General features: G+C 60.7%; 27 protein-coding genes. 20 read left to right on the forward strand and 7 right to left on the reverse strand.

All coding sequences use genetic code 11. The features are described from left to right. The first annotated feature begins 102 nt into the window (after positions 1-102). A complete protein-coding gene (locus tag HB680_RS02095) occupies positions 103-1,668 on the forward strand; it encodes a PAS domain-containing methyl-accepting chemotaxis protein (RefSeq protein WP_213936924.1) in 1,566 nt (521 codons plus the stop codon). A gap of 95 nt (positions 1,669-1,763) precedes the next feature. Here the strand turns inward: HB680_RS02095 and HB680_RS02100 are convergent, their stop codons facing one another. Continuing rightward, positions 1,764-2,438 carry an alpha/beta family hydrolase gene (locus HB680_RS02100; RefSeq protein WP_213936925.1) on the reverse strand — a complete coding sequence of 225 codons (675 nt, stop codon included), beginning with the start codon at positions 2,436-2,438 and terminating at the stop codon, positions 1,764-1,766. A 109-nt stretch (positions 2,439-2,547) separates the two neighbouring features. Here HB680_RS02100 and ccoN (HB680_RS02105) point away from each other — a divergent pair, with 109 nt between their 5' ends. From ccoN (HB680_RS02105) to hemN, 16 genes are all read left to right on the forward strand, one after another. After that, positions 2,548-3,972, forward strand: coding sequence for a cytochrome-c oxidase, cbb3-type subunit I (gene ccoN, locus HB680_RS02105; RefSeq protein ID WP_213936926.1), 1,425 nt, complete (start codon positions 2,548-2,550; stop codon positions 3,970-3,972). A gap of 10 nt (positions 3,973-3,982) precedes the next feature. Further along, positions 3,983-4,591: a cytochrome-c oxidase, cbb3-type subunit II gene (gene ccoO / locus HB680_RS02110; RefSeq protein WP_213936927.1), complete on the forward strand. Its 609-nt coding sequence runs from the start codon at positions 3,983-3,985 to the stop codon at positions 4,589-4,591. Positions 4,592-4,594: 3 nt separating this feature from the next. After that, positions 4,595-4,795, forward strand: a complete 201-nt coding sequence (locus tag HB680_RS02115; RefSeq protein WP_213936928.1) for a CcoQ/FixQ family Cbb3-type cytochrome c oxidase assembly chaperone — start codon at positions 4,595-4,597, stop codon at positions 4,793-4,795. Beyond that, positions 4,792-5,748: a cytochrome-c oxidase, cbb3-type subunit III gene (gene ccoP / locus HB680_RS02120; protein ID WP_213936929.1), complete on the forward strand. Its 957-nt coding sequence runs from the start codon at positions 4,792-4,794 to the stop codon at positions 5,746-5,748. The genes HB680_RS02115 and ccoP (HB680_RS02120) overlap by 4 nt, the downstream gene beginning before the upstream one ends. A 503-nt stretch (positions 5,749-6,251) precedes the next feature. Continuing rightward, positions 6,252-7,694: a cytochrome-c oxidase, cbb3-type subunit I gene (gene ccoN, locus HB680_RS02125; RefSeq protein WP_213936930.1), complete on the forward strand. Its 1,443-nt coding sequence runs from the start codon at positions 6,252-6,254 to the stop codon at positions 7,692-7,694. Further along, on the forward strand, positions 7,694-8,302 hold the full coding sequence (ccoO, locus tag HB680_RS02130; protein ID WP_054054085.1) for a cytochrome-c oxidase, cbb3-type subunit II: 609 nt from the start codon (positions 7,694-7,696) through the stop codon (positions 8,300-8,302). Before ccoN (HB680_RS02125) ends, ccoO (HB680_RS02130) begins: the two co-directional genes overlap by 1 nt. A gap of 5 nt (positions 8,303-8,307) precedes the next feature. Continuing rightward, positions 8,308-8,493, forward strand: coding sequence for a CcoQ/FixQ family Cbb3-type cytochrome c oxidase assembly chaperone (locus HB680_RS02135; protein ID WP_003175465.1), 186 nt, complete (start codon positions 8,308-8,310; stop codon positions 8,491-8,493). Continuing rightward, positions 8,490-9,473: a cytochrome-c oxidase, cbb3-type subunit III gene (gene ccoP, locus HB680_RS02140; protein ID WP_123599364.1), complete on the forward strand. Its 984-nt coding sequence runs from the start codon at positions 8,490-8,492 to the stop codon at positions 9,471-9,473. Before HB680_RS02135 ends, ccoP (HB680_RS02140) begins: the two co-directional genes overlap by 4 nt. A gap of 178 nt (positions 9,474-9,651) precedes the next feature. Next, the gene (locus tag HB680_RS02145; RefSeq protein WP_213937104.1) at positions 9,652-9,906 is read left to right on the forward strand and encodes a type II toxin-antitoxin system Phd/YefM family antitoxin; all 255 of its coding nucleotides are present in this window, start codon (positions 9,652-9,654) and stop codon (positions 9,904-9,906) included. Next, positions 9,906-10,316: a type II toxin-antitoxin system VapC family toxin gene (locus tag HB680_RS02150; protein ID WP_213936931.1), complete on the forward strand. Its 411-nt coding sequence runs from the start codon at positions 9,906-9,908 to the stop codon at positions 10,314-10,316. The genes HB680_RS02145 and HB680_RS02150 overlap by 1 nt, the downstream gene beginning before the upstream one ends. A gap of 206 nt (positions 10,317-10,522) precedes the next feature. After that, positions 10,523-11,938: a cytochrome c oxidase accessory protein CcoG gene (ccoG, locus tag HB680_RS02155; protein WP_213936932.1), complete on the forward strand. Its 1,416-nt coding sequence runs from the start codon at positions 10,523-10,525 to the stop codon at positions 11,936-11,938. Between the two features lie 11 nt (positions 11,939-11,949). Then, the gene (locus HB680_RS02160) at positions 11,950-12,492 is read left to right on the forward strand and encodes a FixH family protein (RefSeq protein ID WP_213936933.1); all 543 of its coding nucleotides are present in this window, start codon (positions 11,950-11,952) and stop codon (positions 12,490-12,492) included. Positions 12,493-12,666: 174 nt separating this feature from the next. Beyond that, positions 12,667-15,117 carry a heavy metal translocating P-type ATPase gene (locus tag HB680_RS02165; RefSeq protein WP_213936934.1) on the forward strand — a complete coding sequence of 817 codons (2,451 nt, stop codon included), beginning with the start codon at positions 12,667-12,669 and terminating at the stop codon, positions 15,115-15,117. A gap of 24 nt (positions 15,118-15,141) precedes the next feature. Continuing rightward, positions 15,142-15,360: a cbb3-type cytochrome oxidase assembly protein CcoS gene (gene ccoS / locus HB680_RS02170; protein ID WP_047531427.1), complete on the forward strand. Its 219-nt coding sequence runs from the start codon at positions 15,142-15,144 to the stop codon at positions 15,358-15,360. Continuing rightward, positions 15,353-16,036: a sulfite exporter TauE/SafE family protein gene (locus tag HB680_RS02175; protein WP_213936935.1), complete on the forward strand. Its 684-nt coding sequence runs from the start codon at positions 15,353-15,355 to the stop codon at positions 16,034-16,036. The genes ccoS and HB680_RS02175 overlap by 8 nt, the downstream gene beginning before the upstream one ends. A 259-nt stretch (positions 16,037-16,295) precedes the next feature. Next, the gene (gene hemN / locus HB680_RS02180; RefSeq protein WP_213936936.1) at positions 16,296-17,678 is read left to right on the forward strand and encodes an oxygen-independent coproporphyrinogen III oxidase; all 1,383 of its coding nucleotides are present in this window, start codon (positions 16,296-16,298) and stop codon (positions 17,676-17,678) included. 264 nt (positions 17,679-17,942) lie between these two features. Here hemN and HB680_RS02185 read toward each other — a convergent pair whose 3' ends face one another. After that, positions 17,943-18,422: a hypothetical protein gene (locus HB680_RS02185; protein WP_213936937.1), complete on the reverse strand. Its 480-nt coding sequence runs from the start codon at positions 18,420-18,422 to the stop codon at positions 17,943-17,945. Between the two features lie 156 nt (positions 18,423-18,578). On the opposite strand from HB680_RS02185, the gene fnr reads away from it, so the two are divergent. Both fnr and HB680_RS02195 read left to right on the forward strand, forming a co-directional pair. Next, positions 18,579-19,310: a fumarate/nitrate reduction transcriptional regulator Fnr gene (gene fnr / locus HB680_RS02190; RefSeq protein ID WP_123512190.1), complete on the forward strand. Its 732-nt coding sequence runs from the start codon at positions 18,579-18,581 to the stop codon at positions 19,308-19,310. Between the two features lie 80 nt (positions 19,311-19,390). Further along, on the forward strand, positions 19,391-19,939 hold the full coding sequence (locus HB680_RS02195; RefSeq protein ID WP_133836729.1) for an adenine phosphoribosyltransferase: 549 nt from the start codon (positions 19,391-19,393) through the stop codon (positions 19,937-19,939). Positions 19,940-20,077: 138 nt separating this feature from the next. On the opposite strand, the gene HB680_RS02200 is transcribed toward HB680_RS02195, so the two are convergent. From HB680_RS02200 to dnaX, 5 genes are all read right to left on the reverse strand, one after another. Further along, complete coding sequence (locus HB680_RS02200) at positions 20,078-21,226, reverse strand: acyl-CoA dehydrogenase family protein (RefSeq protein ID WP_213936938.1); 1,149 nt, start codon at positions 21,224-21,226, stop codon at positions 20,078-20,080. Positions 21,227-21,385: 159 nt separating this feature from the next. Continuing rightward, the gene (gene recR, locus HB680_RS02205; protein WP_163909218.1) at positions 21,386-21,988 is read right to left on the reverse strand and encodes a recombination mediator RecR; all 603 of its coding nucleotides are present in this window, start codon (positions 21,986-21,988) and stop codon (positions 21,386-21,388) included. Between the two features lie 65 nt (positions 21,989-22,053). After that, positions 22,054-23,088 (reverse strand): NADP-dependent oxidoreductase, encoded by a 1,035-nt coding sequence (locus HB680_RS02210; RefSeq protein ID WP_213936939.1) that lies wholly within the window; start codon positions 23,086-23,088, stop codon positions 22,054-22,056. Positions 23,089-23,352: 264 nt separating this feature from the next. After that, a complete protein-coding gene (locus HB680_RS02215) occupies positions 23,353-23,691 on the reverse strand; it encodes a YbaB/EbfC family nucleoid-associated protein (RefSeq protein ID WP_123403312.1) in 339 nt (112 codons plus the stop codon). A 66-nt stretch (positions 23,692-23,757) separates the two neighbouring features. Beyond that, the gene (gene dnaX / locus HB680_RS02220; RefSeq protein ID WP_213936940.1) at positions 23,758-25,839 is read right to left on the reverse strand and encodes a DNA polymerase III subunit gamma/tau; all 2,082 of its coding nucleotides are present in this window, start codon (positions 25,837-25,839) and stop codon (positions 23,758-23,760) included. 144 nt (positions 25,840-25,983) lie between these two features. Between dnaX and HB680_RS02225 the strand changes: the two genes are divergently transcribed. Next, complete coding sequence (locus tag HB680_RS02225) at positions 25,984-26,733, forward strand: transporter substrate-binding domain-containing protein (RefSeq protein ID WP_213936941.1); 750 nt, start codon at positions 25,984-25,986, stop codon at positions 26,731-26,733. Positions 26,734-26,775: the final 42 nt, after the last annotated feature.

Raw genomic sequence — 26,775 nt, forward strand, 5'->3', positions numbered from 1 at the left:
GCAACGGTCGTTTTGCGACGAACCACTGATTATTGAAAAATACTCTCAACAAATCCCTGACCACGCCGACAACCTCTCAAAGCCTCACGGATTGAAATAGCCATGCGTAACAACCAACCCATTACACAACGCGAACGGACCTTTCCGGCTCAGCAACGGTTGATCTCCACGACCGACGCCAAAGGCGTGATCACTTACTGCAACGACGCTTTCGTCGAAATCAGTGGGTTTTCCCGTGAAGAGCTGATCCGTGCGCCGCACAACCTGGTTCGTCACCCCGACGTCCCGGCGGCGGTGTTCGCGCATATGTGGGGTACTTTGAAACAAGGCTTGCCATGGATGGGCATTGTCAAGAATCGCTGCAAGACCGGTGATCACTATTGGGTTAACGCCTATGTCACACCGGTTTTCGAAGGCAATCAGGTGATCGGTTACGAGTCGGTGCGGGTCAAGCCCACCGCCGAACAGATCCGCCGTGCCGAAGCGCTCTACCAACGCATCAACCAGGGCAAGTCGGCGATTCCTTCGACAGACAAATGGCTGCCGGTCCTTCAGGACTGGGTGCCGTTCATTCTAGTCAGCCAACTGAGCTTCATGATCGGTGCGTCGCTGAACTCCCACTGGGGTTTTGCCCTGGCGGCCGGTCTTTCGGTGCCCTTGGGCCTGCTGGGTCTGAGCTGGCAACAACGCGGCCTCAAGCGTCTGCTGGCGTTGGCCGGGCAAACCACGTCCGACCCGCTGATTGCGCAGATGTACACCGACAGCCGGGGCGCCCAGGCGCGTCTGGAAATGTCAATCCTCAGCCAGGAAGCGCGCCTGAAAACCTGCCTGACGCGTCTGCAGGACACCGCCGAGCACCTGACCGAGCAAGCGAAGCAATCCGACACCCTGGCGCACAACAGCTCCAACGGCCTGGAACGTCAACGCGTCGAAACCGAGCAAGTCGCCACGGCGGTCAACCAGATGGCAGCCACGACCCAGGAAGTCGCCAGCCACGTGCAACGCACCGCTGATGCCACCCAGGAAGCCAATCGCCTGACCAGTCGTGGCCGCGATATCGCCGGGGAAACCCGCGAAGCCATCCAGCGCCTGTCGGTGGTGGTCGGTGAAACCGGTCTGACCGTGACGCAACTGGCCAAGGACAGCGACGAAATCGGTGGCGTGGTCGATGTGATCAAAGGCATCGCCGACCAAACCAACCTGCTGGCACTCAACGCCGCTATCGAAGCAGCGCGTGCCGGTGAGATGGGTCGCGGTTTCGCCGTCGTCGCGGACGAAGTGCGGCAACTGGCGCAACGCACCAGCGAATCCACCGGGCAGATCCATGCACTGATCGCCAAGCTGCAACAGACCGCCAACACTGCCGTGCAGACCATGGACGCCGGGCATCGCCAGGCCGAGGAAGGTGTGGCGCGGGTCTTGGAAGCGGATCAGGCCTTGGTCGGCATCAGCGAAGCGGTGGCGCACATCACCGACATGACCACGCAGATTGCTGCGGCGACCGAAGAGCAAAGCTCGGTGGCCGAAGAAATCAGCCGCAACATCAGCAACATCTCGCAACTGGCGGACCAGACGTCGGAACAGGCTCAACACTCGGCGTTGTTGAGTGAAGAGCTGACCAAGACAGCGAATACCCAGTATTCGTTGGTGGAGCGGTTTAACCGTTAACGGCAACGTCAAAAGATCGCAGGCTGCGCCAGCTCCTACAGGGATCGCATAATCCGTAGGAGCTGCCGAAGGCTGCGATCTTTTGATCTGGCTTCTTACAAAAACTCCGCCACCTTCCCCGCCGCAGCCGCCAAATGCTGCTCATGACTAAACCCCGAAGCCTTCAGCGGCTTCAAATCATGATCCCCCGCCACCAGCCAGAACACCTCGATACTCGGCGACAACGCATATGTCTCGACGGCCTCACGATTGCCCAACGCATCCCGCTCGCCCTGCACAATCAGCGTCCGGGTCTTCAGCCCGGCCAAATGCTCGACCCGCGGCTTCTCCGGTTTACCCACCGCATAAAACGGATACCCCAGGCACACCAGCGCATCCGCGCCCAATTCGTCCGCCAGCAAACTCGCCATTCGCCCGCCCATGGACTTGCCACCGATGGCCAAACGCCCAGTGACATGGCGTCGCACCTCGGCATACACCTCACGCCAGCATTCGAGCAGTTTCGGTGCCGGGTTCGGTGGGCGTTTACCGCCGTCGAGGCGCCGTTGCGCCATGTAGGGAAACTCAAAGCGCAGGACGTTGACGCCCAGTGCAGCAAGGCGCCCGGCCATGTCGGTCATCCAGCCGCTGTCCATCGGTGCACCGGCGCCGTGAGCCAGGATCAGCGTGGTCGATGACGATCCCGACGCCGCATCCCATAACCAGCCATGTTCGGCCACGCACCGCCCCCATTGATCCCCGTCAATACTGGCCTTGTGCTCTTTGTCCATGCTTGCCTCGCTTTTAGTCTGCCTATAACTCCAGGCGAAGGGAGCGCTTGCCTTGCGGCTTACTCGCAAAGACGCGCCTTCACTTCGGCTGAACCGTGGATGGGGAACCATGAACACTTCTATCAGTACCGCCTACAACTACAAGGTGGTCCGCCAATTCGCCATTATGACGGTGGTGTGGGGCATCGTCGGCATGGGGCTCGGGGTTTTTCTCGCGGCTCAATTGGTCTGGCCCGAACTCAACTTCAATTTGCCGTGGACCAGCTTCGGCCGCCTGCGCCCGCTACACACCAACGCGGTGATCTTCGCCTTCGGCGGCTGCGCCCTGTTCGCCAGTTCGTTCTATTCGGTGCAACGCACCTGCCAGACCCAACTGTTTGCACCGAAAATCGCGCAGTTCTGTTTCTGGGGCTGGCAACTGGTGATTGTCCTCGCGGCCGTCAGCCTGCCGCTGGGCTACACCAGTTCCAAGGAATACGCCGAGCTGGAATGGCCGATCGACATCCTGATCACCATCGTCTGGGTCGCCTACGCCATCGTGTTCTTCGGCACACTGGCCAAGCGCAAGACCAAGCACATCTACGTCGGTAACTGGTTCTTCGGCGCGTTCATCGTCACCGTGGCGATCCTGCACATCGTCAACAATCTGGAAATCCCGGTCAGTTGGACCAAGTCCTACTCGCTGTACGGCGGCGCGACCGACGCCATGGTGCAGTGGTGGTACGGCCACAACGCGGTGGGCTTTTTCCTGACCGCCGGCTTCCTCGGGATGATGTACTACTTCGTGCCGAAACAGGCCGAGCGTCCGGTGTACTCGTATCGTTTGTCGATCGTGCACTTCTGGGCCCTGATCACCCTGTACATCTGGGCCGGCCCGCACCACTTGCACTACACCGCGCTGCCGGACTGGGCGCAGTCGCTGGGCATGGTGATGTCGCTGATCCTGCTGGCGCCAAGCTGGGGCGGGATGATCAACGGCATGATGACGCTGTCGGGCGCCTGGCATAAGTTGCGCAGCGACCCGATCCTGCGCTTCCTTGTGGTTTCCCTCGCGTTCTACGGCATGTCGACGTTCGAAGGGCCGATGATGGCGATCAAAACCGTCAACGCCCTCTCCCACTACACCGACTGGACCATCGGCCACGTTCACGCCGGCGCGCTCGGCTGGGTGGCGATGATTTCCATCGGCGCGCTGTACCACATGATCCCGAAAATCTTCGGCCGGCCGCAGATGCACAGCCTGGGCCTGATCAACGCGCACTTCTGGCTCGCGACCATCGGCACCGTGCTCTACATCGCTTCGATGTGGGTCAACGGCATCGCCCAGGGCCTCATGTGGCGCGCTGTCAACGAAGACGGCACGCTGACCTACTCCTTCGTCGAAACCCTGGTGGCCAGCCACCCAGGCTTCGTCGTGCGGTTGGTGGGCGGTGCGATTTTCTTCAGCGGCATGTTGCTGATGGCCTACAACACCTGGCGCACCGTGCGGGCCTCGCAGCCTGCCGAAGCCGCCGCTGCCGCGCAGATGGCCTGAGGAGTCCGCCATGAAACACGAAACAATCGAGAAAAACGTCGGCCTGCTGCTATTGCTGATGGTCCTGGCCGTGAGCATCGGTGGTCTGACCCAGATCGTCCCGCTGTTCTTCCAGGACGTGACCAATAAACCGGTGGAAGGCATGAAGCCCTACACCGCGCTGCAACTGGAAGGGCGCGACATTTACATCCGCGAAGGCTGCGTCGGTTGCCACTCGCAGATGATCCGGCCGTTTCGCGCCGAGACCGAACGCTACGGGCACTACTCGGTGGCCGGGGAAAGCGTCTGGGATCACCCGTTCCTGTGGGGCTCCAAGCGCACCGGGCCGGACTTGGCACGGGTCGGTGGCCGCTACTCCGAAGACTGGCACCGCGCGCATTTGTACAACCCGCGCAACGTGGTGCCGGAATCGAAAATGCCCGGCTACCCATGGCTGGTCGCCAACCCGCTCGACAGCAGCCACACCGAAACCAAGATCAAGGCCATGCGCACCCTCGGCGTGCCGTACACCGACGATGACGTCACCGGTGCAGTCGCGTCGCTCAAGGGCAAGACCGAGATGGACGCGCTGGTCGCCTACCTGCAAGTGCTTGGCACTGCCATTAAGAGCAAGAGGTGAGCCATGGTCTTTGAACTCAGTAGTGGAATGATCCGCGGCCTGGGCACGGTCGTGGTGTTTGTGGCCTTCGTCGGCCTCGCGTTGTGGGTGTTCAACGGCAAGCGCAGCCCGGAATTCGCCGAAGCGCGTTTGCTGCCGTTCGCCGATGAACCGCTCCCCGATGACGCCACCCAAGAACCTGAAACGAGGAGTACCCGGCCATGACCACCTTCTGGAGTACGTGGATCTGCGTACTGACCATCGGCAGCCTGATCGGCCTGACCTGGCTGCTGATCGGCACCCGCAAGGGCGAGACCAAGGGCAGCGTCGACCAGACCATGGGCCACAGCTTCGACGGCATCGAGGAGTACGACAATCCGCTGCCGCAGTGGTGGTTCATGCTGTTCGCCGGCACGTTGGTGTTTGCCGTGGGTTACCTGGTTTTGTATCCGGGCCTGGGCAACTGGAAAGGCATCCTGCCCGGTTACGAGGACGGCTGGACCGGCGTCCACGAATGGGAAAAGGAGATGAACAAGGCAGACGCCAGGTTCGGCCCGATCTTCGCCAAGTTCGCCGCCATGCCGGTGGAAGAAGTGGCCAAGGACCCGCAAGCGCTGAAAATGGGCGGTCGCCTGTTTGCCTCCAATTGCGCGGTGTGCCACGGCTCGGATGCCAAGGGTGCTTTTGGATTTCCGAATCTGGCGGACAGTGATTGGCGCTGGGGCGGCGATGCCGACATGATCAAAACCACGATCATGGGCGGGCGCATGGCAGCGATGCCGGCCTGGGGCGAAATCCTCGGCGAAGCTGGCGTGAAGAACGTCGCCGCGTACGTGCGTCACGATCTGGCCGGCCTGCCACTGCCTGCCGACAGCAACGCCGACGTGCAAGCCGGACAGCAACTGTTCAGCACCACCTGCGTAGCCTGTCATGGGGCAAACGGCCACGGCACTGAAGCCATGGGCGCGCCGAACCTGACGCACCCGGCCGGATTTATCTACGGTTCAAGCCTGGCGCAACTGCAACAAACCATACGTCATGGCCGCCAGGGCCATATGCCGGCGCAGAACGAATTGCTCGGCAACGATAAGGTGCAACTGCTCGCCGCCTACGTCTACAGCCTTTCGAAGGGTGCGGAGCAGTTGAGCGGCAAGCTTCAAGCTACAAGCGACAAGTAACGGCAAAAACAAAAGCTGCAAGCGGCGAGTTCCAACTTGCGGCTTGCAGCTTGCGACTTGAAGCTGCGTCCCTGCTGCTTCTTTTTGTCGCACCCTCATTTAGTCTCCCTTTCGAATCCCCTGATTCGGGTCTACGCTTGCTCGATGCGGACTGGCAACGAGCCGGTTCCAGGTCGACCTTTAGCCGATGTGTTCGACGAATCTGCTCGATGACAGGCCGCAAAGGCTGGTAGATACCGGCTGTCGTGCAAATTGCCTTCTGTCACCCGAACCTTGCGTTTGAACACACCCCGTTACAACTGACCTGAACCCCTCGCCTTTTTCATTCGCTGCGACATTTTGTCCGGGGGCATTTTTGTCCTTACGCGGCGCATGGAAAGGCCGCAGAATCAGCTTCTGAAAGCATTGACCCAGGTCATGGTGCGTTGCAATGCCCCCCTGCTTTCTACATACTTGCGGCCGATTTTTATCCTAATAAAACACCCAAACCGTGGAACCTTAGAATGAGCACAGCAATCAGTCCGACTGCTTATAACTATAAGGTAGTCCGCCAGTTCGCCATCATGACGGTGGTCTGGGGGATCCTTGGCATGGGGCTTGGTGTCTTCATCGCCTCACAGCTTGTATGGCCGGAATTGAACTTCGGTCTGCCGTGGACGACTTTTGGACGCTTACGCCCGCTGCACACCAACCTGGTGATTTTCGCCTTCGGTGGTTGTGCACTGTTTGCCACTTCTTATTACGTCGTGCAGCGAACCTGCCAAACGCGACTGATTTCCGACAGCCTCGCCGCCTTCCACTTCTGGGGTTGGCAAGCGGTGATCATCGGCGCCATCGTTACCTTGCCGCTGGGTTACACCACCACCAAGGAATACGCCGAACTGGAATGGCCCCTGGCTATTCTGCTGGCCATTGTCTGGGTCGTTTACGGTCTGGTGTTCTTCGGCACCATCGTCAAGCGCAAGACCAAGCACATCTATGTCGGTAACTGGTTCTACGGCGCGTTCATCGTCGTGACCGCGATGTTGCACATCGTCAACCACATGTCGCTGCCGGTCAGCCTGTTCAAGTCCTACTCGGCTTACTCGGGTGCGACGGACGCAATGATCCAGTGGTGGTACGGCCACAACGCGGTGGGTTTCTTCCTGACCACCGGCTTCCTGGGGATGATGTACTACTTCGTTCCGAAGCAGGCCGAGCGTCCGATCTACTCCTATCGCCTGTCCATCGTGCACTTCTGGGCGCTGATCACCCTGTACATCTGGGCCGGTCCGCACCACTTGCACTACACCGCACTGCCGGACTGGGCTCAGTCCCTGGGCATGGCGATGTCGATCATCCTGCTCGCGCCAAGCTGGGGCGGCATGATCAACGGCATGATGACCCTGTCGGGCGCCTGGCATAAGCTGCGCACCGACCCGATCCTGCGCTTCCTCGTGGTGTCGCTGGCGTTCTACGGCATGTCGACCTTCGAAGGCCCGATGATGGCCATCAAGACCGTCAACTCGCTGTCGCACTACACCGACTGGACCATCGGCCACGTACACGCCGGCGCGCTCGGCTGGGTAGCGATGATCTCGATCGGCGCGATCTACCACATGATCCCGAAACTGTTCGGTCGCGCGCAGATGCACAGCATCGGCCTGATCAACACGCACTTCTGGCTCGCGACCATCGGTACCGTTCTGTACATCGCATCGATGTGGGTCAACGGCATCACCCAGGGCCTGATGTGGCGCGCAATCAACGACGACGGCACCCTCACCTACTCGTTCGTAGAAGCGCTGCAAGCCAGCCACCCTGGTTTCATCGTTCGCGCCCTGGGCGGTGCGTTCTTTGCCAGCGGCATGCTGTTCATGGCCTACAACGTATTCCGTACCGTACGCGCCTCGAACCCGGTTGAAGCCGAAGCCGCCGCTCAGATTGCCGTAGTTGGAGCTCACTGATGAAGCATGAAGCAGTCGAGAAGAACATTGGCCTGCTGGCCTTCTTCATGGTCATCGCCGTCAGCATCGGCGGCCTGACCCAGATCGTTCCGCTGTTTTTCCAGGACGTCACCAACAAGCCGGTCGAAGGCATGAAGCCTCGTCCCGCGCTTGAAGTCGAAGGACGCGACGTCTTTATCGCCAACGGCTGTGTCGGCTGCCACTCGCAGATGATCCGCCCGTTCCGTGCTGAAACCGAACGCTACGGCCACTACTCGGTCGCCGGTGAAAGCGTCTGGGACCACCCGTTCCTGTGGGGTTCCAAGCGTACCGGTCCGGACCTGGCCCGTGTCGGCGGTCGTTACTCCGATGACTGGCAGCGTGCGCACTTGTACAACCCGCGCAACGTGGTGCCTGAGTCGAAAATGCCGGCCTACCCGTTCCTCGTGGAAAACAAGCTCGACGGCAAAGACACCGCCAAGAAACTGGAAGTCTTGCGCACGCTCGGCGTCCCTTACACCGACGAAGACATCGCCGGCGCCAAGGATGCTGTGAAGGGCAAAACCGAAATGGACGCGCTGGTGGCCTATCTGCAAGGCCTGGGCACCATCATCAAAAGCAAACGGTGATTTAGATGGATATCGGGATGATTCGTGGCCTGGGCACCGTTGTCGTGATGGTGGCCTTCATCGGTCTGGCGTTGTGGGTGTTCAGCCCCAAGCGCAAGTCGGAGTTTGAAGACGCGACCTTGCTGCCTTTCGCGGATGATCCCGAAGCCATCAAGCACGTCGAGCAAGCTTCTAGGAGTAACAAAGAATGACTACGTTCTGGAGTCTGTACGTCACAGTCCTCAGTCTGGGTACTATCTTCGCCCTGACCTGGCTGCTGCTGTCCACCCGCAAGGGCCAGCGCAGCGAAGCCACCGAAGAGACTGTTGGCCACTCCTTCGACGGGATCGAGGAGTACGACAACCCACTGCCAAAATGGTGGTTCATGCTGTTCGTGGGCACCATCATCTTCGCGCTGGGCTACCTGGTGCTGTATCCAGGCCTGGGTAACTGGAAAGGCCTGCTGCCGGGCTACAACTACCTCGATAACGACAAGCAGACCGCGTTCGCCAACGGCCAGACCGGCTGGACCGGTGTGCACGAGTGGGAAAAGGAAATGGCCAAGTCGGACGCCAAGTTCGGCCCGATCTTCGCCAAGTTCGCGTCCATGCCAATCGAAGAAGTCGCCAAGGACCCGCAAGCCCTGAAGATGGGTGGCCGTCTGTTCGCCTCCAACTGCTCGGTCTGCCACGGTTCCGACGCCAAGGGCGCTTATGGCTTCCCGAACCTGACCGACGCCGACTGGCGCTGGGGCGGCGAGCCGGAAACCATCAAGACCACCATCATGGGCGGCCGTCACGCGGTCATGCCGGCGTGGGCTGAAGTGATTGGCGAGCAAGGCGTGGCAGACGTTGCCTCGTTCGTGCTGACCAACCTCGATGGCCGCAAACTGCCGGAAGGCACCAAGGCCGACCCGGTTGCCGGGCAGAAACTGTTCGCCGCCAACTGCGCGGTGTGCCACGGTCCGGAAGGCAAAGGCACCCCGGCAATGGGCGCGCCTAACCTGACCCACCCGGCGGCGTTCATCTACGGTTCGAGCTTCGCTCAACTGCAGCAGACCATCCGTTACGGCCGTCAGGGCCAGATGCCTGCGCAAGAACAGCTGCAAGGCAACGACAAGGTTCACCTGCTGGCCGCTTACGTCTACAGCCTGTCTCACGGTGAGAAGGCTCCGGCGGCGGATGCCCAGTAAGGCAAACGCTTGAAGCAATAAAAACGGCCCCGCCAATGTGAATTGGCGGGGCCGTTTTGTTTATGGCTCCTCATGTCCATGGCGACCAGAGGTAGTGGCTCTCTTCCCTCAAGGCTTGCGAGACCGGCTATTGAGTAGTAACGTTTCTACAAAGCACTTTCAAGAGGGGGCCGCCATGATGGCCATCACCACGATTTCCAGCCGTGAATTCAACCAGGACACAAGCAGTGCCAAAAAAGCCACACGTCAGGGCCCGGTAATCATCACCGACCGTGGCAAGCCTGCTCACGTACTGCTAAGCATTGAGGAGTACCAAAAACTGACCGGTACCAACGCCAATATTGTCGACCTGCTCGTCATGCCAGAAGCAGCAGACATCGACTTTGAAACCGAGCGTGCCGTGATCACTCATCGACCTGTGGACCTGTCTTGATGTTTCTACTCGACACCAATGTGATTTCTGAACTGCGTAAACCCCAGGCTGACGCTAACGTTGTCGCCTGGGCCAAAAGTGTCATCGCACCACGCCTGTTTATTTCGGCGATTACCTTGAAAGAACTGGAGACGGGAATTCTTCGAATAGAGCGTCGTGATCCTGCTCAGGCCAAGGTATTGCGCACTTGGCTAACGCACCACGTCATACCGGCCTTCGATACCAGAATTCTTTCAGTTGATGCCACCGTGGCACTGCGCTGTGCCAGCTTGCACGTTCCGGATCGAGCAAATGAAAGCGACGCCTTGATCGCTGCCACAGCGCTTGTTCATGGCCTGACCGTAGTCACCCGAAACGTCGGTGATTTTCAATCCAGCGGCGTCGCGTTGATCAATCCATGGGATGAATGAACTCGCTGCACGGGCAAAACCGTCCATAATTCACAAGTCAATTGATTCAAGTCATTACACCATCAATTGATTTCCCCCAACGCGACCAAAGGTCGCACCCTTGAGTTAGAGCGACAGGCGTATCATTGCGCCACTGCAACACCTCTTTTTGACCGCGGTCGGCACGTACTGACCGAGGCATTTTTCCACTGCCGTGGGATGCAATGATGAGCAATCAGATTCCGGTACACGACGTTACCCCGCCTGCCAAGAACGCGAACAACAGCGTCGACCTCTACGCCTCTCGAGAAAAGATCTACACCCGCGCCTTCACCGGCCTGTTCCGCAACCTGCGGATGATGGGCGGGGCCGGTTTGTTCCTGCTGTATTTCGGCACGGTATGGCTGAACTGGGGTGGCCACCAGGCCGTCTGGTGGAACCTGCCGGAACGTAAATTCTTCATTTTTGGCGCAACCTTCTGGCCCCAGGATTTCATCCTGCTCTCGGGCCTGCTGATCATCAGCGCCTTCGGCCTGTTCTTCATTACCGTGTACGCCGGGCGCGTGTGGTGCGGCTATACCTGTCCGCAAAGTGTCTGGACCTGGATTTTCATGTGGTGCGAAAAGGTCACCGAAGGCGACCGCAACCAGCGCATCAAGCTCGACAAGACGCCGATGAGCGCCAACAAATTCCTGCGCAAGTTCAGCAAACACAGCCTGTGGCTGCTGATCGGCTTCGTCACCGGCATGACCTTCGTCGGGTACTTCTCGCCCATCCGCGAACTGACCATCGATTTCTTCACCGGCGAGGCCGATGGCTGGTCGTATTTTTGGGTCGGTTTCTTCACCCTCGCCACCTATGGCAATGCCGGCTGGTTGCGCGAGCAGGTGTGCATCTACATGTGTCCGTATGCGCGCTTCCAGAGCGTGATGTTCGACAAGGACACCCTGATCGTTTCCTACGACCCGCGCCGTGGCGAATCCCGTGGCCCGCGCAAGAAAGGCGTGGACTACAAGGCCCAGGGCCTGGGCGATTGCATCGACTGCACCATGTGCGTCCAGGTCTGCCCGACCGGCATCGACATCCGCGACGGCCTGCAAATCGAGTGCATTGGCTGCGCCGCGTGCATTGATGCCTGCGACAGCATCATGGACAAGATGGACTACCCGCGCGGCCTGATCAGCTACACCACCGAACACAACCTGTCCGGCCAGAAAACCCATAAACTGCGCCCGCGCCTGATCGGCTATGCCGTGGTGCTGCTGACCATGATCGGCTTGCTGGTGACCGCGTTCTTCATGCGGTCGCTGGTGGGGTTCGATGTCAGCAAGGACCGCGTGCTGTACCGCGAGAACGCCGAAGGCCGGATCGAGAACGTCTACAGCCTGAAGATCATGAACAAGGACCAGCGCGACCACACTTACCTGCTGGAAGCCAGCGGCCTGCCGGACCTCAAGCTGCAAGGCAAGCGCGAGATCAAAGTCGCCGCCGGGGAAATTTTCAGCCAGCCGGTGGAACTGTCCAGCGCGCCGGAGCAATTGCCATCGAGCACCAATGAGGTGAAATTCACCCTCAAGGATGCCGATGACGACAGCGTCCACGTTGAAGCCAAGAGCCGATTCATCGGCCCACAAATTCGTTGAGAGAAGTGATCATGCCCGCAGCAACTGCCGCAAGCCCCTGGTACAAGCATCTTTGGCCGTGGATCATCATCGGGATTCTCGCCTGTTCGGTGACCCTGACCCTGTCCATGGTGACCATCGCCGTGAACAACCCGGATAACCTGGTCAACGACAACTACTACGAGGCCGGCAAAGGCATCAACCGTTCCCTGGACCGTGAGTTGCTGGCCCAGACCCTGCAACTTCGCGCCAGCGTGCATCTGGATGAGCTGACCGGTGAAGTCGACCTGCGCCTGAGCGGCAACAGCCAGCCCAAGACCGTCGAACTGAACCTGATCTCGCCGACCCAGCCGGAGAAGGACCGCAAGATCACCCTGACCCGCAGCGAAACCGAACAGGGCCGCTACATCGGCCAGATGAGCGACAAGGTCGAAGGCCGTCGTTTTGTCGAATTGCTGGGCGTGCAGGATGACAAGACCTGGCGCATGTTCGAAGAAGAACAAGTCAGCCACGACAAGGACCTGCTGCTGGGCGATGAGCCGCTGCAAGGTGCGGAAGACCTGAAGAGACCGTAAATCCTGCAAACCTGTAGGACCCGTAGGACCCGTAGGAGCTGTCGAGTGAAACGAGGCTGCGATCTTTTGATCTTGCTTTTAAAAACAACATCAAAAGATCGCAGCCTCGTTTCACTCGACAGCTCCTACGGTCCTACGGGGATGAGGCCATCCCGGAAGACATAGATTCACATCATGACCACCCCAACCCCCTGCTACCACTGCGCCCTGCCCGTCCCGGCCGGCAGCCGCTTCACCGCCGTCGTCCTCGGTGAAACCCGCGAGCTGTGCTGCCCGGGTTGCCAGGCGGTGGCCGAAGCCATTGTGGCCGGCGGATTGGAAAGCTATTACCAGCATCGCAGCGAAGCCTCAGCCAACCCCGAATCCTTGCCCGTGCAACTGGTGGACGAACTGGCGCTGTACGACCGCGCCGACGTCCAGCAACCCTTCGTCCGCCACGAAGGCGAACTCGCTGAAACCACGCTGCTCATGGAAGGCATCAGTTGCGCCGCGTGCGGCTGGCTGATCGAGAAACACCTGCGCGGCTTGCCGGCGGTGGCCGAAGCGCGGCTGAACCTGTCCAACCATCGCCTGCACGTGCGCTGGGCTGACGCCCGACTGCCGCTGAGCAAACTGCTCAGTGAACTGCGCCACATCGGCTACGTCGCCCACCCTTATCAGGCCGACCGCGCCAGTGAACAACTGGCCAGCGAAAATCGCCTGGCTCTGCGCCAACTCGGCGTCGCCGGGCTGCTGTGGTTTCAGGCGATGATGGCGACCATGGCCACCTGGCCGGAATTCAATATCGACCTCAGCCCGGAACTGCACACCATCCTGCGCTGGGTCGCGCTGTTCCTGACCACCCCCATCGTGTTCTACAGCTGCGCGCCGTTCTTCAAAGGCGCGATGCGCGACCTGCGCACCCGGCACCTGACCATGGATGTTTCGGTGTCGCTGGCGATCGGCAGCGCTTATCTCGCCGGAATCTGGACGTCGATCACCGGCGTCGGCGAGCTGTATTTCGACGCCGTCGGCATGTTCGCGCTGTTCCTGCTGGCCGGGCGCTACCTGGAACGCCGCGCCCGGGAACGTACCGCCGCCGCGACCGCGCAATTGGTGAATCTGTTGCCCGCCTCGTGCCTGCGTCTGAGCGCCGACGGCCAGAGCGAGCGCATCCTGCTCAGCGAATTGCGCGTCGGCGATCAGGTGCTGGTGCACCCCGGCGCCGTTCTTCCAGCCGATGGCAAGATCCTCGACGGCCAGTCGAGCATCGACGAATCCCTGCTCACCGGCGAGTACCTGCCGCAACCGCGCACCATGGGCGATGCCGTCACCGCCGGGACCTTGAACGTGGAAGGCGCATTGACCGTGGAAGTGCTGGCGCTGGGTCACGACACGCGACTCTCCGCCATCGTCCGCCTGCTGGATCGCGCCCAGGCGGAAAAACCGCGCCTGGCGGAAATCGCCGACCGCGCCGCCCAATGGTTCCTGCTGCTGTCGCTGATCGCGGCCGCCGCCATCGGCCTGTTGTGGTGGGAGCTGGATTCATCGCGAGCGTTCTGGATCGTGCTGGCGATGCTCGTGGCGACCTGCCCGTGCGCCTTGTCCCTGGCCACGCCGACCGCACTGACCGCCGCCACCGGCACGCTGCACAAACTCGGCTTGTTGCTGACTCGCGGCCATGTACTGGAAGGCCTGAATCAGATCGACACGGTGATTTTCGACAAGACCGGCACACTGACGGAGGGTCGGCTGGCCCTGCGTTCGATTCGCCCGCTCGGCGCACTCGGCAGCGATGAATGCCTGGGGCTCGCGGCGGCTTTGGAAAACCGTTCCGAACACCCGATCGCCCGGGCGTTTGGCCGCGCACCCTTGGCCGCCGAAGAAGTGCTCAGTACACCGGGGTTGGGGCTTGAAGGCTTGGTCGGCGAACAACGCCTGCGCATTGGCCAGCCGGGTTTTGTCTGCGAACTCAGTGGCGCCAGCGTGCCGCTGATGCCGAATGAAGCCGGGCAATGGCTGCTGCTCGGCGATAGCTTCGGGCCGCTGGCGTGGTTTGTTCTCGACGACCGCTTGCGCGCCGACGCCCCCGCTCTGCTCGCGGCGTGCAAGGCGCGGGGCTGGCGAACGTTGTTGCTGTCCGGCGACAGCTCGCCGATGGTTGCCAGCGTCGCCGCTGAATTGGGTATCGACGAAGCACGTGGCGGCTTGCGGCCCGATGACAAGTTGCAAGTGCTGCAACAGTTGCACAAGGAAGGCCGCAAGGTGTTGATGCTCGGCGACGGGGTCAACGATGTGCCGGTGTTGGCCGCGGCCGACATCAGCGTGGCCATGGGTTCGGCCACGGACCTGGCGAAAACCAGCGCCGACGCGGTGCTGCTGTCCAACCGCCTCGACGCCCTAGTGCAAGCCTTCAGCCTGGCGCGGCGCACCCGTCGGGTAATCATCGAGAACCTGCTGTGGGCCGGGCTGTACAATGGCCTCATGTTGCCGTTCGCCGCCCTTGGCTGGATCACTCCGGTATGGGCCGCGGTCGGCATGTCGATCAGTTCGTTGACCGTGGTGCTGAACGCCCTGCGCCTGACTCGCATGCCGAGCACGCCCAAGGCCCGCGCCACACCAGAAACCCGCCCGCTGCCGGCCTGAGCCGCGCGGGCATGGAGTCTTCCCATGCCAGCTCTTTACGTGATGATCCCGGCGGCCTTGCTGATCGTGGCCATCGCCGTCTACATCTTCTTCTGGGCGGTCGATAGCGGTCAGTACGACGATCTCGACGGCCCGGCCCACAGTATTCTGTTCGACGACCAGGACCCGAACCACACCGCTGCGGTCGATGAAGCCAGTGGTCATCCGGCCAAGCCGGACGACAAGGCGCCACCCCATGCTTGAACTGGCGCCACTGCTGGTGTCTGCGCTGATCCTCGGCCTGCTCGGCGGCGGGCATTGCCTGGGCATGTGCGGCGGCTTGATGGGCGCGCTGACCCTGGCGATTCCCAAAGAACAACGCAGCCGCCGCTTCCGCTTGTTGCTGGCGTATAACCTGGGGCGAATCCTCAGCTACGCCACCGCGGGCCTGTTGATCGGGCTCGCCGGCTGGGCCGTGGCCAACAGCCCGGCGGCGATGTTCATGCGCATCATCGCCGGGTTGCTGTTGATCAGCATGGGCCTGTACCTGGCCGGCTGGTGGAGCGGCCTGACCCGCATCGAAAGTCTCGGTCGCGGCCTGTGGCGGCATATCCAGCCGATTGCCAACAAACTGCTGCCGGTCTCGAGCCTACCTCGCGCCCTGCTGCTGGGCGCACTCTGGGGCTGGTTGCCGTGCGGGCTGGTTTACAGCACGTTGTTGTGGGCGGCGAGCCAGGGCAATGCGGTCGATAGTGCGTTGTTGATGTTGGCGTTCGGGCTGGGGACCTGGCCGGTTTTATTGGCTACGGGCCTGGCGGCGGAACGGGTCACCGCATTGTTGCGCAAGCGCAGTGTGCGCATGAGTGGCGGGTTGCTGGTGATTCTGTTCGGGATCTGGACATTGCCGGGGCCGCACCAGCATTGGTTGATGGGCCATTAGATCGCAGCCCTGTAGCAGCTGCCGAGCCTGCGAGGCTGCGTTCGGCGGCGAAGCCGTCGTAAACCCTGAGTCCCAGATATTCCTGATACACCGCACTGCATGATTTCACGACGGCTTCGCCGCCGAACGCAGCCTCGCAGGCTCGGCAGCTGCTACAGGGTGATGTCTGGCAATGACACCGTTGATGCAAATCAAGATGCCCCAACGCCGCACCCCATAGACTCGCAGCCACTGCAAGCCTATCCGGGGGAATGCCCGCATGCTCGACGCCATTCGTTGGGACACCGATCTGATTCGCCGTTACGACCTGTCGGGGCCGCGCTATACCTCGTACCCGACCGCCGTTCAATTCACCAGCCAGGTCGGCACCTTCGACCTGTTCCATGCCCTGCGCGACAGCCGCAAAGCGCTGCGGCCACTGTCGTTGTATGTGCACGTGCCGTTCTGCGCGAACATTTGCTACTACTGCGCCTGCAACAAAGTCATCACCAAGGACCGTGGTCGCGCACTCCCCTACTTGCAGCGTCTGGAGCAGGAGATCCAATTGATCGCCTGTCACCTGGACCCGGCGCAGAAAGTCGAGCAACTGCACTTCGGCGGCGGCACCCCGACCTTTCTCAGCCACGACGAACTGCGTCAGTTGATGGCCCAGTTGCGCAAGCATTTCAATCTGCTGGACGACGATTCCGGCGACTACGGCATCGAAATCGATCCCCGAGAAGCCGACTGGTCAACCATGGGCCTGCTGCGCGAGCTGGGTTTCAACCGGGTCAGCATCGGCCTGCAAGACCTCGACCCCGCCGTGCAACGCGCAGTCAATCGCCTGCAAAGCCTGGAAGAAACCCGCGCCGTGATCGACGCCGCGCGGACCTTGCAGTTTCGCTCGATCAACATCGACCTGATTTACGGTTTGCCGCGCCAGACCCCGGAAAACTTCGCCCGCACGGTGGATGAGGTCATTGCCCTGCAACCGGACCGGCTCTCGGTATTCAACTACGCGCACCTGCCGGAACGCTTCATGCCGCAACGCCGGATCAACAGCAACGAGTTGCCAACCCCGGCGCAGAAGCTGGAGATGCTCCAGGGCACCATCGAACAGTTGACCAAGGCTGGCTACCGCTATATCGGCATGGACCACTTCGCCCTGCCCGACGACGAACTGGCGATTGCCCAGGAAGAAGCAACCCTGCAACGCAACTTTCAGGGCTACACCACCCACGGCCACTGCGATTTGATTGGTCTCGGGGTGTCGGCGATCAGCCAGATCGGCGACCTGTACTGCCAGAACACCAGTGATTTGAACCTGTATCAAAACACCCTGGCCTCAGCGCAATTGGCGACCAACCGTGGGCTGCTGTGCAACGCCGATGACCGCTTGCGGCGAGCGGTGATTCAGCAATTGATCTGTCATTTCACTCTGGAATTCGCCGGGATCGAACAGGCGTTCAATATCGATTTCCGTGGCTACTTCGCCGAACTGTGGCCGCAGTTGCAGGCAATGGCCAAGGACGGCCTGATCGAACTGGACAGCGAGCGGATCACTGTTTTACCGGCCGGACGCTTGCTGGTGCGCTCGGTGTGCATGGTGTTCGATGCCTATCTGGAACAACAGAATCGGCAGCGGTTTTCCCGAGTGATTTAGGGGGCGTTCTCCATTAGTTTCCACGCCGCGTTGTCGCCTTAAAGCGGGCCAGGCAAGGCGCAGGCCGCTGGGAATGGTTGTTCCCTTTCCAAGGCCTGCAACGCAGCATGGCCCGCTTTAAGGCACAACCCGAAGGGCCGGGTCTGCTGTTGTGCAGGGCTGCGTTGCTCGAAGCTAATTTGGAATGACCAAACCACGCTTCTCGCGCCTCGCCCTGCACAACAGCAGACCCGGCGCGGCGCGGAAACTAATGGAGAACGCCCCCTAAGACTTCATGACCAGCGACGCCGCTTTGAGAATTTGCTCCGGCGTCAGACCCGATTGTTTCATCGCTTTGCTGAGGGCGTTGTTGGCAACGATCAGACCACCATTGAGGTTGTTGATGAACGCTTGCAAGGCGCCGAGCTTGGCCTTTATTTCTTCCGGGCTCAGCCGTTTATCTTTCATCACGGCCTGCATCTCGGCGAGCTTTTCGGCGATCTGCTGCTGCAACTTGCGAATCATCTTCAGGATCTGCTGAATGTTTTCCGGCAAACCACTTTCTTCGATATCGCTGTTTTCGCCTTTGGCCCCGGCGGCTTTTTCGATGCCGGCGCCAGACAGCGAGACTTTGATGCCTTCGACTTTAGTCGGGGTATCGACACGCTGCGTGACATCCGCGTCATCGACCGACGCAGGTTTCGAAATGTCGAGCAACGACGACAAGCCGCTGTTACCGGGGTTCAGCGTGCCAATGGCGGACATGAATGCGGTTCCTTGCAGGCGATCAGTTGACAGGTTATCGGCCACCCGGACCCTGGCTTTACAAGTCTGCGGCAAAATCGCCGTGCGCTGGCCTGAATGTCCTCCCGTGAGTTACCCTTACGTCTTATGTGTGTTTTTCCCACAAGGATTGAAGAAATGTCCGAGCCAGTAAAGCTGCGCGCTCACAGTCAGGCCCATTGCAAGGATTGCAGCCTGGCCCCCCTCTGCTTACCACTTTCTCTGAATCTGGAAGACATGGATGCGCTGGACGAAATCGTTAAACGTGGACGCCCGCTGAAAAAAGGCGAATTCCTGTTCCGCCAGGGCGACACGTTCGATTCCGTTTATGCAGTACGCTCCGGCGCCCTGAAGACGTTCAGCCTCAGCGATGGCGGCGAAGAACAGCTCACTGGTTTCCACCTGCCGAGCGAACTGGTCGGTCTGTCGGGCATGGACACCGAAAAACACCCGGTGTCGGCGCAAGCGCTGGAGACGACGTCGGTCTGCGAAATCCCTTTCGAACGTCTCGACGAACTGGCCCTGCAACTGCCGCAACTGCGCCGTCAGTTGATGCGTGTCATGAGCCGCGAGATTCGTGACGATCAGCAAATGATGTTGCTGCTGTCGAAGAAAACCGCCGACGAGCGCATCGCCACGTTTCTGGTCAACCTGTCTGCACGCTTCCGTGCGCGCGGCTTCTCGGCCAACCAGTTCCGCCTGAGCATGTCGCGCAACGAAATCGGCAACTACCTGGGCCTGGCGGTGGAAACCGTGTCCCGGGTGTTCACGCGCTTCCAGCAAAACGAGCTGATCGCCGCCGAGGGCAAGGAAATTCATATTCTCGACCCGATCCAGCTCTGTGCCCTGGCCGGCGGCTCCCTCGACTGACTCGTGCAATTGCGGCTGAGCGAAACGGTTCAGCCGCCGTTATACTGCGACGTTTGCAGCCCTGCCAGGACAACTCGACGATGGTCTTCGACTCCTTCGACATCAAATCCCTGATCCGCCCCGTGATCGACTTCCCCAAGCCGGGCGTGATCTTTCGCGACATCACCCCGTTGTTCCAATCGCCCACAGCCCTGCGCCTGGTGATGGACACCTTCGCCCATCGTTACGTCGAGGCCGACTTCACCCACATCGGCGCGATGGACGCCCGTGGCTTCCTGATCGGCTCGGTGTTGGCGTATCAGTTGAACAAGCCGCTGGTGCTGTTTCGCAAGCAAGGCAAACTGCCGGCGGACGTGCTGGCCGAGGGTTACGCAACCGAGTACGGCGAAGCCTTCCTCGAAGTGCATGCCGACAGCCTGTGCGAGGGCGATTCGGTGGTGATGTTCGATGATTTGATCGCCACCGGCGGCACGCTGATCGCGGCGGCGAATCTGATCCGGCGCATGGGTGCGCGGGTGCATGAAGCGGCGGCGATCATTGATCTGCCGGAGCTGGGTGGCTCGCAGCGGTTGGAAGACATGGGCATTCCGACGTTTTGCCTGACGCAGTTTGCGTTGTCGGAACAGTAGTTAGCGCCTGCACTGACGCCTTCGCGAGCAAGCCCGCTCCCACAGTGGATCTCCTGCGTACACAAATACTGTGAACGGCATTGATCACCTGTGGGAGCGGGCTTGCTCGCGAAGACGTCAGCCGCAACACCGCAGGAATCAAAGCCCCATCTGCTTACTGATAATCTCGTTCATCACTTCCCGCGTCCCGCCACCAATCGACAGAATCCGGTTATCCCGATACAACCGCTCCACCAGACTCTCGCGCATATAGCCCAATCCCCCCAGGATCTGCACTGCATCGGTGGTGATGCGATCCGCCGTGTCAGTGGCAAAATTCTTGGCCATGGAAATCTCCTTGATCACACTCTGCCCCGCCGCCATTTTCGCGGCTTGGCGGTAAGTGAACTCCCGTGACACCTCCAGCGCCGTGGCCATTTCGGCGAGGCGATGCTTGAGCACCTGAAACTTGCCGATCGGTTTACCGAAGGCCTCGCGCTGACGCGCCCATTTCAGGCTTTCTTCAAGGGCCAGCTGCGCGGTCATGTTGGCCATCAGCGCCAGGGCCAGGCGTTCGCTCTGGAAGTTGCCCATGATGCAGGCAAAGCCCATGTTCTCGGCGCCGATCAGATTTCCTACAGGTACCAGGCAATTGTCGAAGAACAACTCAGCGGTGTCCGACGCCCACCAGCCCATTTTCTTTAGCTGCCGACCGACGCTGAAACCGGGCGTGTCCTTCTCGATCAACAACAGGCTGATGCCGCCAAACCCCGGCTCACCGGTGCGCACCGCCACGGTGTAGACATCCGCACGCACGCCGCTGGTGATAAAGGTTTTGCTGCCATTGACCCGATAGAAGTCACCGTCGCGCACGGCGCGGGTTTGCAGGTTGGCTACATCCGAACCGCCGCTGGGCTCGGTGATGGCCAGGGCGCTGATCTTCTCGCCGGCCAATACCTGCGGCACCACCCGGTCGCGGACCTCGGGCCGGGCCCACTTGAGGATCGGTGGCAGGCCGATGTCCAGGGAACCGAGGCCCGCCACCACACCGCCGGAGCCACAGCGCATCAGTTCTTCACTGGCGGCGACCTTGGCAAATAGATCACCTTCATGGCTACCGCCCAAGGCTTCGGGGTAACCGATCCCCAGGATGCCGGCGGCACCGGCCTTAAGGTAGAGCTCACGGGGAAAGCTTTCGGCTTCTTCCCACTCATCAATGCCCGGCAGGATCTCGCGCTCGACGAAACGCCTGACGCTGTCGCGGACCAATTGGTGGCTGGGATCGAAGTATTCCTGAAAGGCAGGCATCGGCGAACTCCACTGAAGGGTTCAGCGAAGTTAACCGAGCGCTTGCTTGGTTTTCAACAAAGAATTTCAAGATCAAAAGATCGCAGCCTTCGGCAGCTCCTACAGGGTGTACGTCATCCCAATGTAGGAGCTGCCGAAGGCTGCGATCTTTCGTTGTTATTACAAAGCAATCGGCTTACGCCCCGCAAACGAATGCGCCAACGTCCCGCCATCCACCAATTCCAGCTCGCCACCCAACGGCACGCCATGGGCGATTCGCGAAGCGACCAAACCCTTGTTGCTGAGCAACTGGGCGATGTAATGCGCGGTGGCTTCACCTTCCACGGTCGGGTTGGTGGCCAAGATAACTTCGGTAAACGTGCCCGCTTCTTCGATCCGCGCAAGCAATTGCGGAATGCCGATAGCCTCTGGCCCAAGGCCGTCGAGTGGCGACAAATGGCCCTTGAGCACGAAGTAGCGACCCCGGAAACCGGTCTGCTCCACCGCATAGACGTCCATCGGACCTTCCACCACGCACAGCAAGGTGTCGTCGCGCCGGGTGTCGGCGCATTGTGGGCAGAGGTCGTCTTCGGTCAGCGTGCGGCACAAGCGGCAGTGACCGACCCCTTCCATCGCCTGGCTCAAGGCCAAGGCCAGACGCGAGCCGCCGCTGCGATCGCGTTCGAGCAATTGCAACGCCATGCGCTGGGCGGTTTTCTGACCCACGCCCGGCAACGTTCGCAGGGCATCGATCAGTTGGCGAATCAGAGGGCTGAAGCTCATGGGGAAAAGTCCGACAAAACAACGAGACGCGGTTTATACCCGCGCCTCTGGCCAGCGTCAAATACTCAGTCCTGGGCGACCCGCACCACCAGTTTGCCGAAGTTGCGTCCTTCCAGCAGACCGATGAACGCCTCGGGCGCCTGCTCCAGGCCATCGACGATGTCTTCGCGGAACTTCACCTTGCCCTCACGCACCCACGGCGCCATGGCACTGACGAATTCCGGCTGACGATCACCGTAGTCATCGAACACGATAAAGCCCTGGATACGCACGCGCTTGGTCAGCAAGGTGCGCTGCAATTGCGGCAGGCGATCCGGGCCGCTCGGGGCTTCATGGGCGTTGTAACCGGCAATCAGGCCACAGAGCGGAATCCGCGCTTTCGGGTTGAGCAACGGAATGATCGCGTCGAAGACCTTGCCGCCGACATTCTCGTAATAGATGTCGACGCCTTTGGGACAGGCCAACGCCAGGTCATTGGCGAAGCTTTCGCTTTTGTGATCGACGCAGGCGTCGAAGCCCAACTCGTCGACCACGTAGCGGCACTTCTCGGCACCACCGGCCACGCCGACTACCCGCAAGCCTTTGATCTTCGCGACCTGGCCGACCACCGAACCCACGGCACCGGACGCGGCGGCAACCACCAGGGTTTCACCGGACTTGGGCTGGCCGATGTCCATCAGGCCCATATAAGCGGTCATGCCCGGCATGCCCAGCACGCCCAACGCCATTGATGGGCTCGGCAGCCCGGACGGAATCGGGATGATGTTGCGACCATCGCTGATGCTGTGACTCTGCCAGCCTGTGGAGCCGACCACCCAGTCACCTTCATGGAATTTCGGATTCAGTGAACGCTCGACGCGACTGACCGCGCCACCGGTCATCACTTCGTCGATTTCTACCGGCGCGGCGTAGGACGGCGCGTCACTCATGCGACCGCGCATGTAGGGATCGAGGGACAGGTAAAGGGTCTTGAGCAACACCTGACCGTCGGCCAGGTCCGGTAACGCGACGCGCTCCAGGCGGAAATTCTCCGGGGTCGGCGCGCCCACCGGGCGGGACACCAGGACGATACGTTGGTTGAGGATCAATGCTTGTGGCATGTGAGCGTCTCCTTTGATCGATGAATGTCGCACGTATAGGGAGCAGACCGTTGCGGGCTGGGCGCGTTCGATGTTTATTCAGTGGGACCGAGTCGATTTCTTCGCGAGCAAGCCCGCCCCCACATTTGGAATGCGGTTACCTGTGGGAGCGGGCTTGCTCGCGAAGGCGCCCTCCCAAGCAATACATCTTCAACAGCCAGAAACAAAAATGCCAGGCGCAATGCCTGGCATTTTTTTGTAGCCCATCCGACGCGCCTTGGCGAATCAGAACGGCAGTTTCATACCCGGTGGCAGTTGCATGCCAGCGGTCACGCTGCCCATTTTGTCCTGGCTGTTGGCTTCGATCTTGCGCACGGCATCGTTGACGGCGGCGGCGAATACGGCCTCCAGCATCTCTTTGTCGTCTTCGCTCAGGCCTTCCACCAGGCTTGGGTCGATGGTCACGCGCTTGACGTCGTGACGACCGGTCATTACCACGGTGACCATATCGCCGCCGGCCTTACCGGTGACTTCGGCGTTGGCCAGTTCTTCCTGCATCTTGGCCATTTTTTCCTGCATCTGCTGCGCCTGCTTCATCAGGCCGGCCATGCCACCTTTCATCATGGTAATCACCTCAAAGTACTTGGATAAAAACAGTGTCCGGCGAATGTCGCCGAACGCCTTCAGTTATTAGCCCTGACTGACCAGGGCTTCGACAGGTTCAATAGTATCGTTACGGATCACCGCACCGAACTGCTCCATCATCTGCTGGATGAACGGATCACCGTGGATCGATTCCTCGGCCTCGCGCTGGCGGTTCACACGGCGGCGCGACGCAGCCTGGGCCGGGGTTTCCTGCTCGGGCTTGATCAGCTCCATGCTCAGGTTCAGCGTACGCCCGTGAAACTGGTTGAGCGCATCGTTAAGACGACGTTGCTGGGTCGCATTGAACAAGGCGCTGTGGGCCGGGTCCAGGTGCAACAACCAATTGTCGCCATCGACAGCGATCAGTGTGCAGTTGGCGGCAATGCTGCCGGTCATGCCGGAGATCGGCAGCTTCGGGAACAGCTCCAGCCATTGCAGCGCCAGACCGGTGGCCGGCATCGCGGCCGGTTCTGGTTCGGGCTCCGGCGTCGGCTCGGCGGTGTGTTCGCTGGCCAGTTCGTCGAGGTAGCTGTAGGCCGAGTCGATGTCCGGCTCGATGTAATCCTCGTCCAGCGGCGGCTCGTCATCGTCGCTACCCGGCGTGGCGGCAGCGACCTCGGCCACGGACGGTTCCGGGATCGGCGCAGCGGCCCATTCCGGCGCGTCCGGCACCACGCTGTCCGGCGTAGGGGTCGGCATCGGTGGCAATTCGGGTTGTTCGCTGGTGGTTTCCAGCACCGGCTCGACCGCTGGCTGCTGAACGACTTCCGGTTCAACCGGGTCATTCCACGGCAGGTCGACGACGGCCTCGACCGCTACCGCCTCAACCACAGGCTCGGGCACGACTACAGGCGCGACCGGTTCAGGTTCAGGCGCTGGAACCGGCGCAACTTGTACCGCAACCGGCGCCGCGACAACAGGTGCAACTGCCGCAGGAGCTACCGGCGCGACTTTAGGCGCGGTAGCCACTGAATTTGCGGAATCAACTGTGGCCTGGCTGATCCCCACTGGCTTTAGCGGTTGCCTCGGGGCGTCCGCCGTGTCCGCCGGACGGAACGCAAGCATGCGCAGCAGGACCATTTCAAAACCACCGCGCGGGTCCGGTGCCAGCGGCAAATCGCGGCGCCCGATCAGGCCCATCTGGTAATAAAACTGCACGTCTTCGGCCGGCAAGGCCTGGGCCAGAGCCAACACTCGATCACGGTCGCCGTGACCGTTGTCGACACCTTCAGGCAAGGCCTGGGCGATGGCTACACGGTGCAGCACGTTGAGAATTTCCGAGAGCACGCCGTTCCAGTCCGGGCCTTGTTCGGCCAAATGACGGACGGCTTCGAGCAACGCCTTGGCGTCGCCTTCGATCAGCGAATGCAGGACATCGAATACCTGGCCATGATCCAGCGTGCCGAGCATTGCCCGCACGTCGGCAGCCATGACCTTGCCTTCACCGAAGGCGATGGCCTGGTCGGTGAGGCTCATGGCGTCACGCATCGAACCATCGGCGGCGCGACCGAGCAACCACAGTGCATCGTCTTCGAACGGCACTTGTTCGACACCCAGCACGTGGGTCAAATGCTCGACCACCCGTTCCGGGGTCATGTTCTTCAGGGAGAACTGCAGGCACCGGGAAAGAATCGTTGCCGGAAGTTTCTGCGGATCGGTGGTCGCCAGGATGAACTTGACGTAGGGCGGCGGCTCTTCGAGGGTTTTGAGCAGCGCATTGAAGGAATGGCTGGAGAGCATGTGCACTTCGTCGATCAGGTAGACCTTGAAACGCCCACGGCTCGGGGCGTACTGCACGTTGTCGAGCAGCTCGCGAGTGTCCTCGACCTTGGTCCGGCTCGCGGCGTCGATCTCGATCAGGTCGACAAAGCGCCCTTCATCGATCTCGCGGCACACCGAGCACTCGCCGCAGGGCGTTGAAGTGATACCTGTTTCACAGTTCAGGCATTTGGCGATGATTCGTGCGATGGTGGTCTTGCCAACGCCACGGGTACCGGTAAACAGGTAGGCGTGGTGCAGCCGCTGGCTGTCCAAGGCATTGATCAGAGCCTTGAGCACATGGGTCTGGCCGACCATTTCGCGGAACGAGCGCGGACGCCATTTACGTGCAAGAACCTGATAACTCATCGAAAACCGTCGCAACTAAGGAACAGAAGCGGCTAATGCTAGCGGAGCAGGCCTGAAATTGCATCCGGTGTGCTCGTCTAATCTGACTAAGCTGCAATTTGGGGGGCTATTTTCGGCTCGGGTTTCATCAGTACCGGAGCGTTTATGCGGTTGGCCTTGGGGGCATTGTTGTGGATCAGCCTGAATGTCGCTGCCAGCGATGCGCCGGTGCGCTTCGTGATGGCCGACAGTTGGGCCATGCCGATGGTGCAACTGGAGCGGGGTCGCCCGACCCAAGGCATCCTCTACGACATCATGCTCAGCCTCGCCACTCAGGTCGGCGTGCCGGCCGAGTTTCATGTGCTGCCCCGGGCGCGGGTGCAGAACGCCATGGAGCACGGCGAAGTCGATGTGCGCTGCTATGCCGCACAATCATGGCTACCGAATCAGTCCGGCGATTACATCTGGAGCATTCCACTGTTTCTGCAGCGCGACCTGCTGGTCAGCCGCCAAGATGCACCCGCGTCAGTGGTCCCGGCCAGCCTGAAACATGAATCCATCGGCACGGTGCTCGGCTATATCTACCCGACCCTGCAACCGCTGTTCGATAGCGGCCAGATACAACGCGAAGACGCGCGAAATCAGGAACAGGTGCTGGATAAACTGCTGGTCGGACGCTATCGCTACGCCGTCACTAATCAGTGGACCCTGGACTGGTTCAACCAGCGCCTGATGCCGGGTCGGCAGTTGCAGGCGGTGGCCGTGTTGCAGGAGCAAAATGTTGGCTGCTACGTGCGCAACGACCCGAACGTGCCGGTGCAGCGCATTTTGCGCACGTTGTTGCGGATGAAAATGTCGGGGGAGATTGATGACATTATCGGGCTGTACACGGGCGCGGGGCCGGATACACCTTGAGCCATTCTCCTGATCAACGCTGAAACCCTGTGGGAGCGGGCT

This window comes from Pseudomonas sp. dw_612 (assembly GCF_018449725.1).
In the GTDB taxonomy this organism is placed as follows: Bacteria; Pseudomonadota; Gammaproteobacteria; order Pseudomonadales; family Pseudomonadaceae; genus Aquipseudomonas.

Excerpts from the sequence above, each read along its gene's own strand:
- HB680_RS02095 (WP_213936924.1), top strand. The coding sequence starts at position 103 with ATGCGTAACAACCAACCCATTACACAACGCGAACGGACCTTTCCGGCT.
- HB680_RS02100 (WP_213936925.1), bottom strand. The coding sequence starts at position 2,438 with ATGGACAAAGAGCACAAGGCCAGTATTGACGGGGATCAATGGGGGCGG.
- ccoN (WP_213936926.1), top strand. The coding sequence starts at position 2,548 with ATGAACACTTCTATCAGTACCGCCTACAACTACAAGGTGGTCCGCCAA.
- ccoO (WP_213936927.1), top strand. The coding sequence starts at position 3,983 with ATGAAACACGAAACAATCGAGAAAAACGTCGGCCTGCTGCTATTGCTG.
- HB680_RS02115 (WP_213936928.1), top strand. The coding sequence starts at position 4,595 with ATGGTCTTTGAACTCAGTAGTGGAATGATCCGCGGCCTGGGCACGGTC.
- ccoP (WP_213936929.1), top strand. The coding sequence starts at position 4,792 with ATGACCACCTTCTGGAGTACGTGGATCTGCGTACTGACCATCGGCAGC.
- ccoN (WP_213936930.1), top strand. The coding sequence starts at position 6,252 with ATGAGCACAGCAATCAGTCCGACTGCTTATAACTATAAGGTAGTCCGC.
- ccoO (WP_054054085.1), top strand. The coding sequence starts at position 7,694 with ATGAAGCATGAAGCAGTCGAGAAGAACATTGGCCTGCTGGCCTTCTTC.
- HB680_RS02135 (WP_003175465.1), top strand. The coding sequence starts at position 8,308 with ATGGATATCGGGATGATTCGTGGCCTGGGCACCGTTGTCGTGATGGTG.
- ccoP (WP_123599364.1), top strand. The coding sequence starts at position 8,490 with ATGACTACGTTCTGGAGTCTGTACGTCACAGTCCTCAGTCTGGGTACT.
- HB680_RS02145 (WP_213937104.1), top strand. The coding sequence starts at position 9,652 with ATGGCCATCACCACGATTTCCAGCCGTGAATTCAACCAGGACACAAGC.
- HB680_RS02150 (WP_213936931.1), top strand. The coding sequence starts at position 9,906 with ATGTTTCTACTCGACACCAATGTGATTTCTGAACTGCGTAAACCCCAG.
- ccoG (WP_213936932.1), top strand. The coding sequence starts at position 10,523 with ATGAGCAATCAGATTCCGGTACACGACGTTACCCCGCCTGCCAAGAAC.
- HB680_RS02160 (WP_213936933.1), top strand. The coding sequence starts at position 11,950 with ATGCCCGCAGCAACTGCCGCAAGCCCCTGGTACAAGCATCTTTGGCCG.
- HB680_RS02165 (WP_213936934.1), top strand. The coding sequence starts at position 12,667 with ATGACCACCCCAACCCCCTGCTACCACTGCGCCCTGCCCGTCCCGGCC.
- ccoS (WP_047531427.1), top strand. The coding sequence starts at position 15,142 with ATGCCAGCTCTTTACGTGATGATCCCGGCGGCCTTGCTGATCGTGGCC.
- HB680_RS02175 (WP_213936935.1), top strand. The coding sequence starts at position 15,353 with ATGCTTGAACTGGCGCCACTGCTGGTGTCTGCGCTGATCCTCGGCCTG.
- hemN (WP_213936936.1), top strand. The coding sequence starts at position 16,296 with ATGCTCGACGCCATTCGTTGGGACACCGATCTGATTCGCCGTTACGAC.
- HB680_RS02185 (WP_213936937.1), bottom strand. The coding sequence starts at position 18,422 with ATGTCCGCCATTGGCACGCTGAACCCCGGTAACAGCGGCTTGTCGTCG.
- fnr (WP_123512190.1), top strand. The coding sequence starts at position 18,579 with ATGTCCGAGCCAGTAAAGCTGCGCGCTCACAGTCAGGCCCATTGCAAG.
- HB680_RS02195 (WP_133836729.1), top strand. The coding sequence starts at position 19,391 with ATGGTCTTCGACTCCTTCGACATCAAATCCCTGATCCGCCCCGTGATC.
- HB680_RS02200 (WP_213936938.1), bottom strand. The coding sequence starts at position 21,226 with ATGCCTGCCTTTCAGGAATACTTCGATCCCAGCCACCAATTGGTCCGC.
- recR (WP_163909218.1), bottom strand. The coding sequence starts at position 21,988 with ATGAGCTTCAGCCCTCTGATTCGCCAACTGATCGATGCCCTGCGAACG.
- HB680_RS02210 (WP_213936939.1), bottom strand. The coding sequence starts at position 23,088 with ATGCCACAAGCATTGATCCTCAACCAACGTATCGTCCTGGTGTCCCGC.
- HB680_RS02215 (WP_123403312.1), bottom strand. The coding sequence starts at position 23,691 with ATGATGAAAGGTGGCATGGCCGGCCTGATGAAGCAGGCGCAGCAGATG.
- dnaX (WP_213936940.1), bottom strand. The coding sequence starts at position 25,839 with ATGAGTTATCAGGTTCTTGCACGTAAATGGCGTCCGCGCTCGTTCCGC.
- HB680_RS02225 (WP_213936941.1), top strand. The coding sequence starts at position 25,984 with ATGCGGTTGGCCTTGGGGGCATTGTTGTGGATCAGCCTGAATGTCGCT.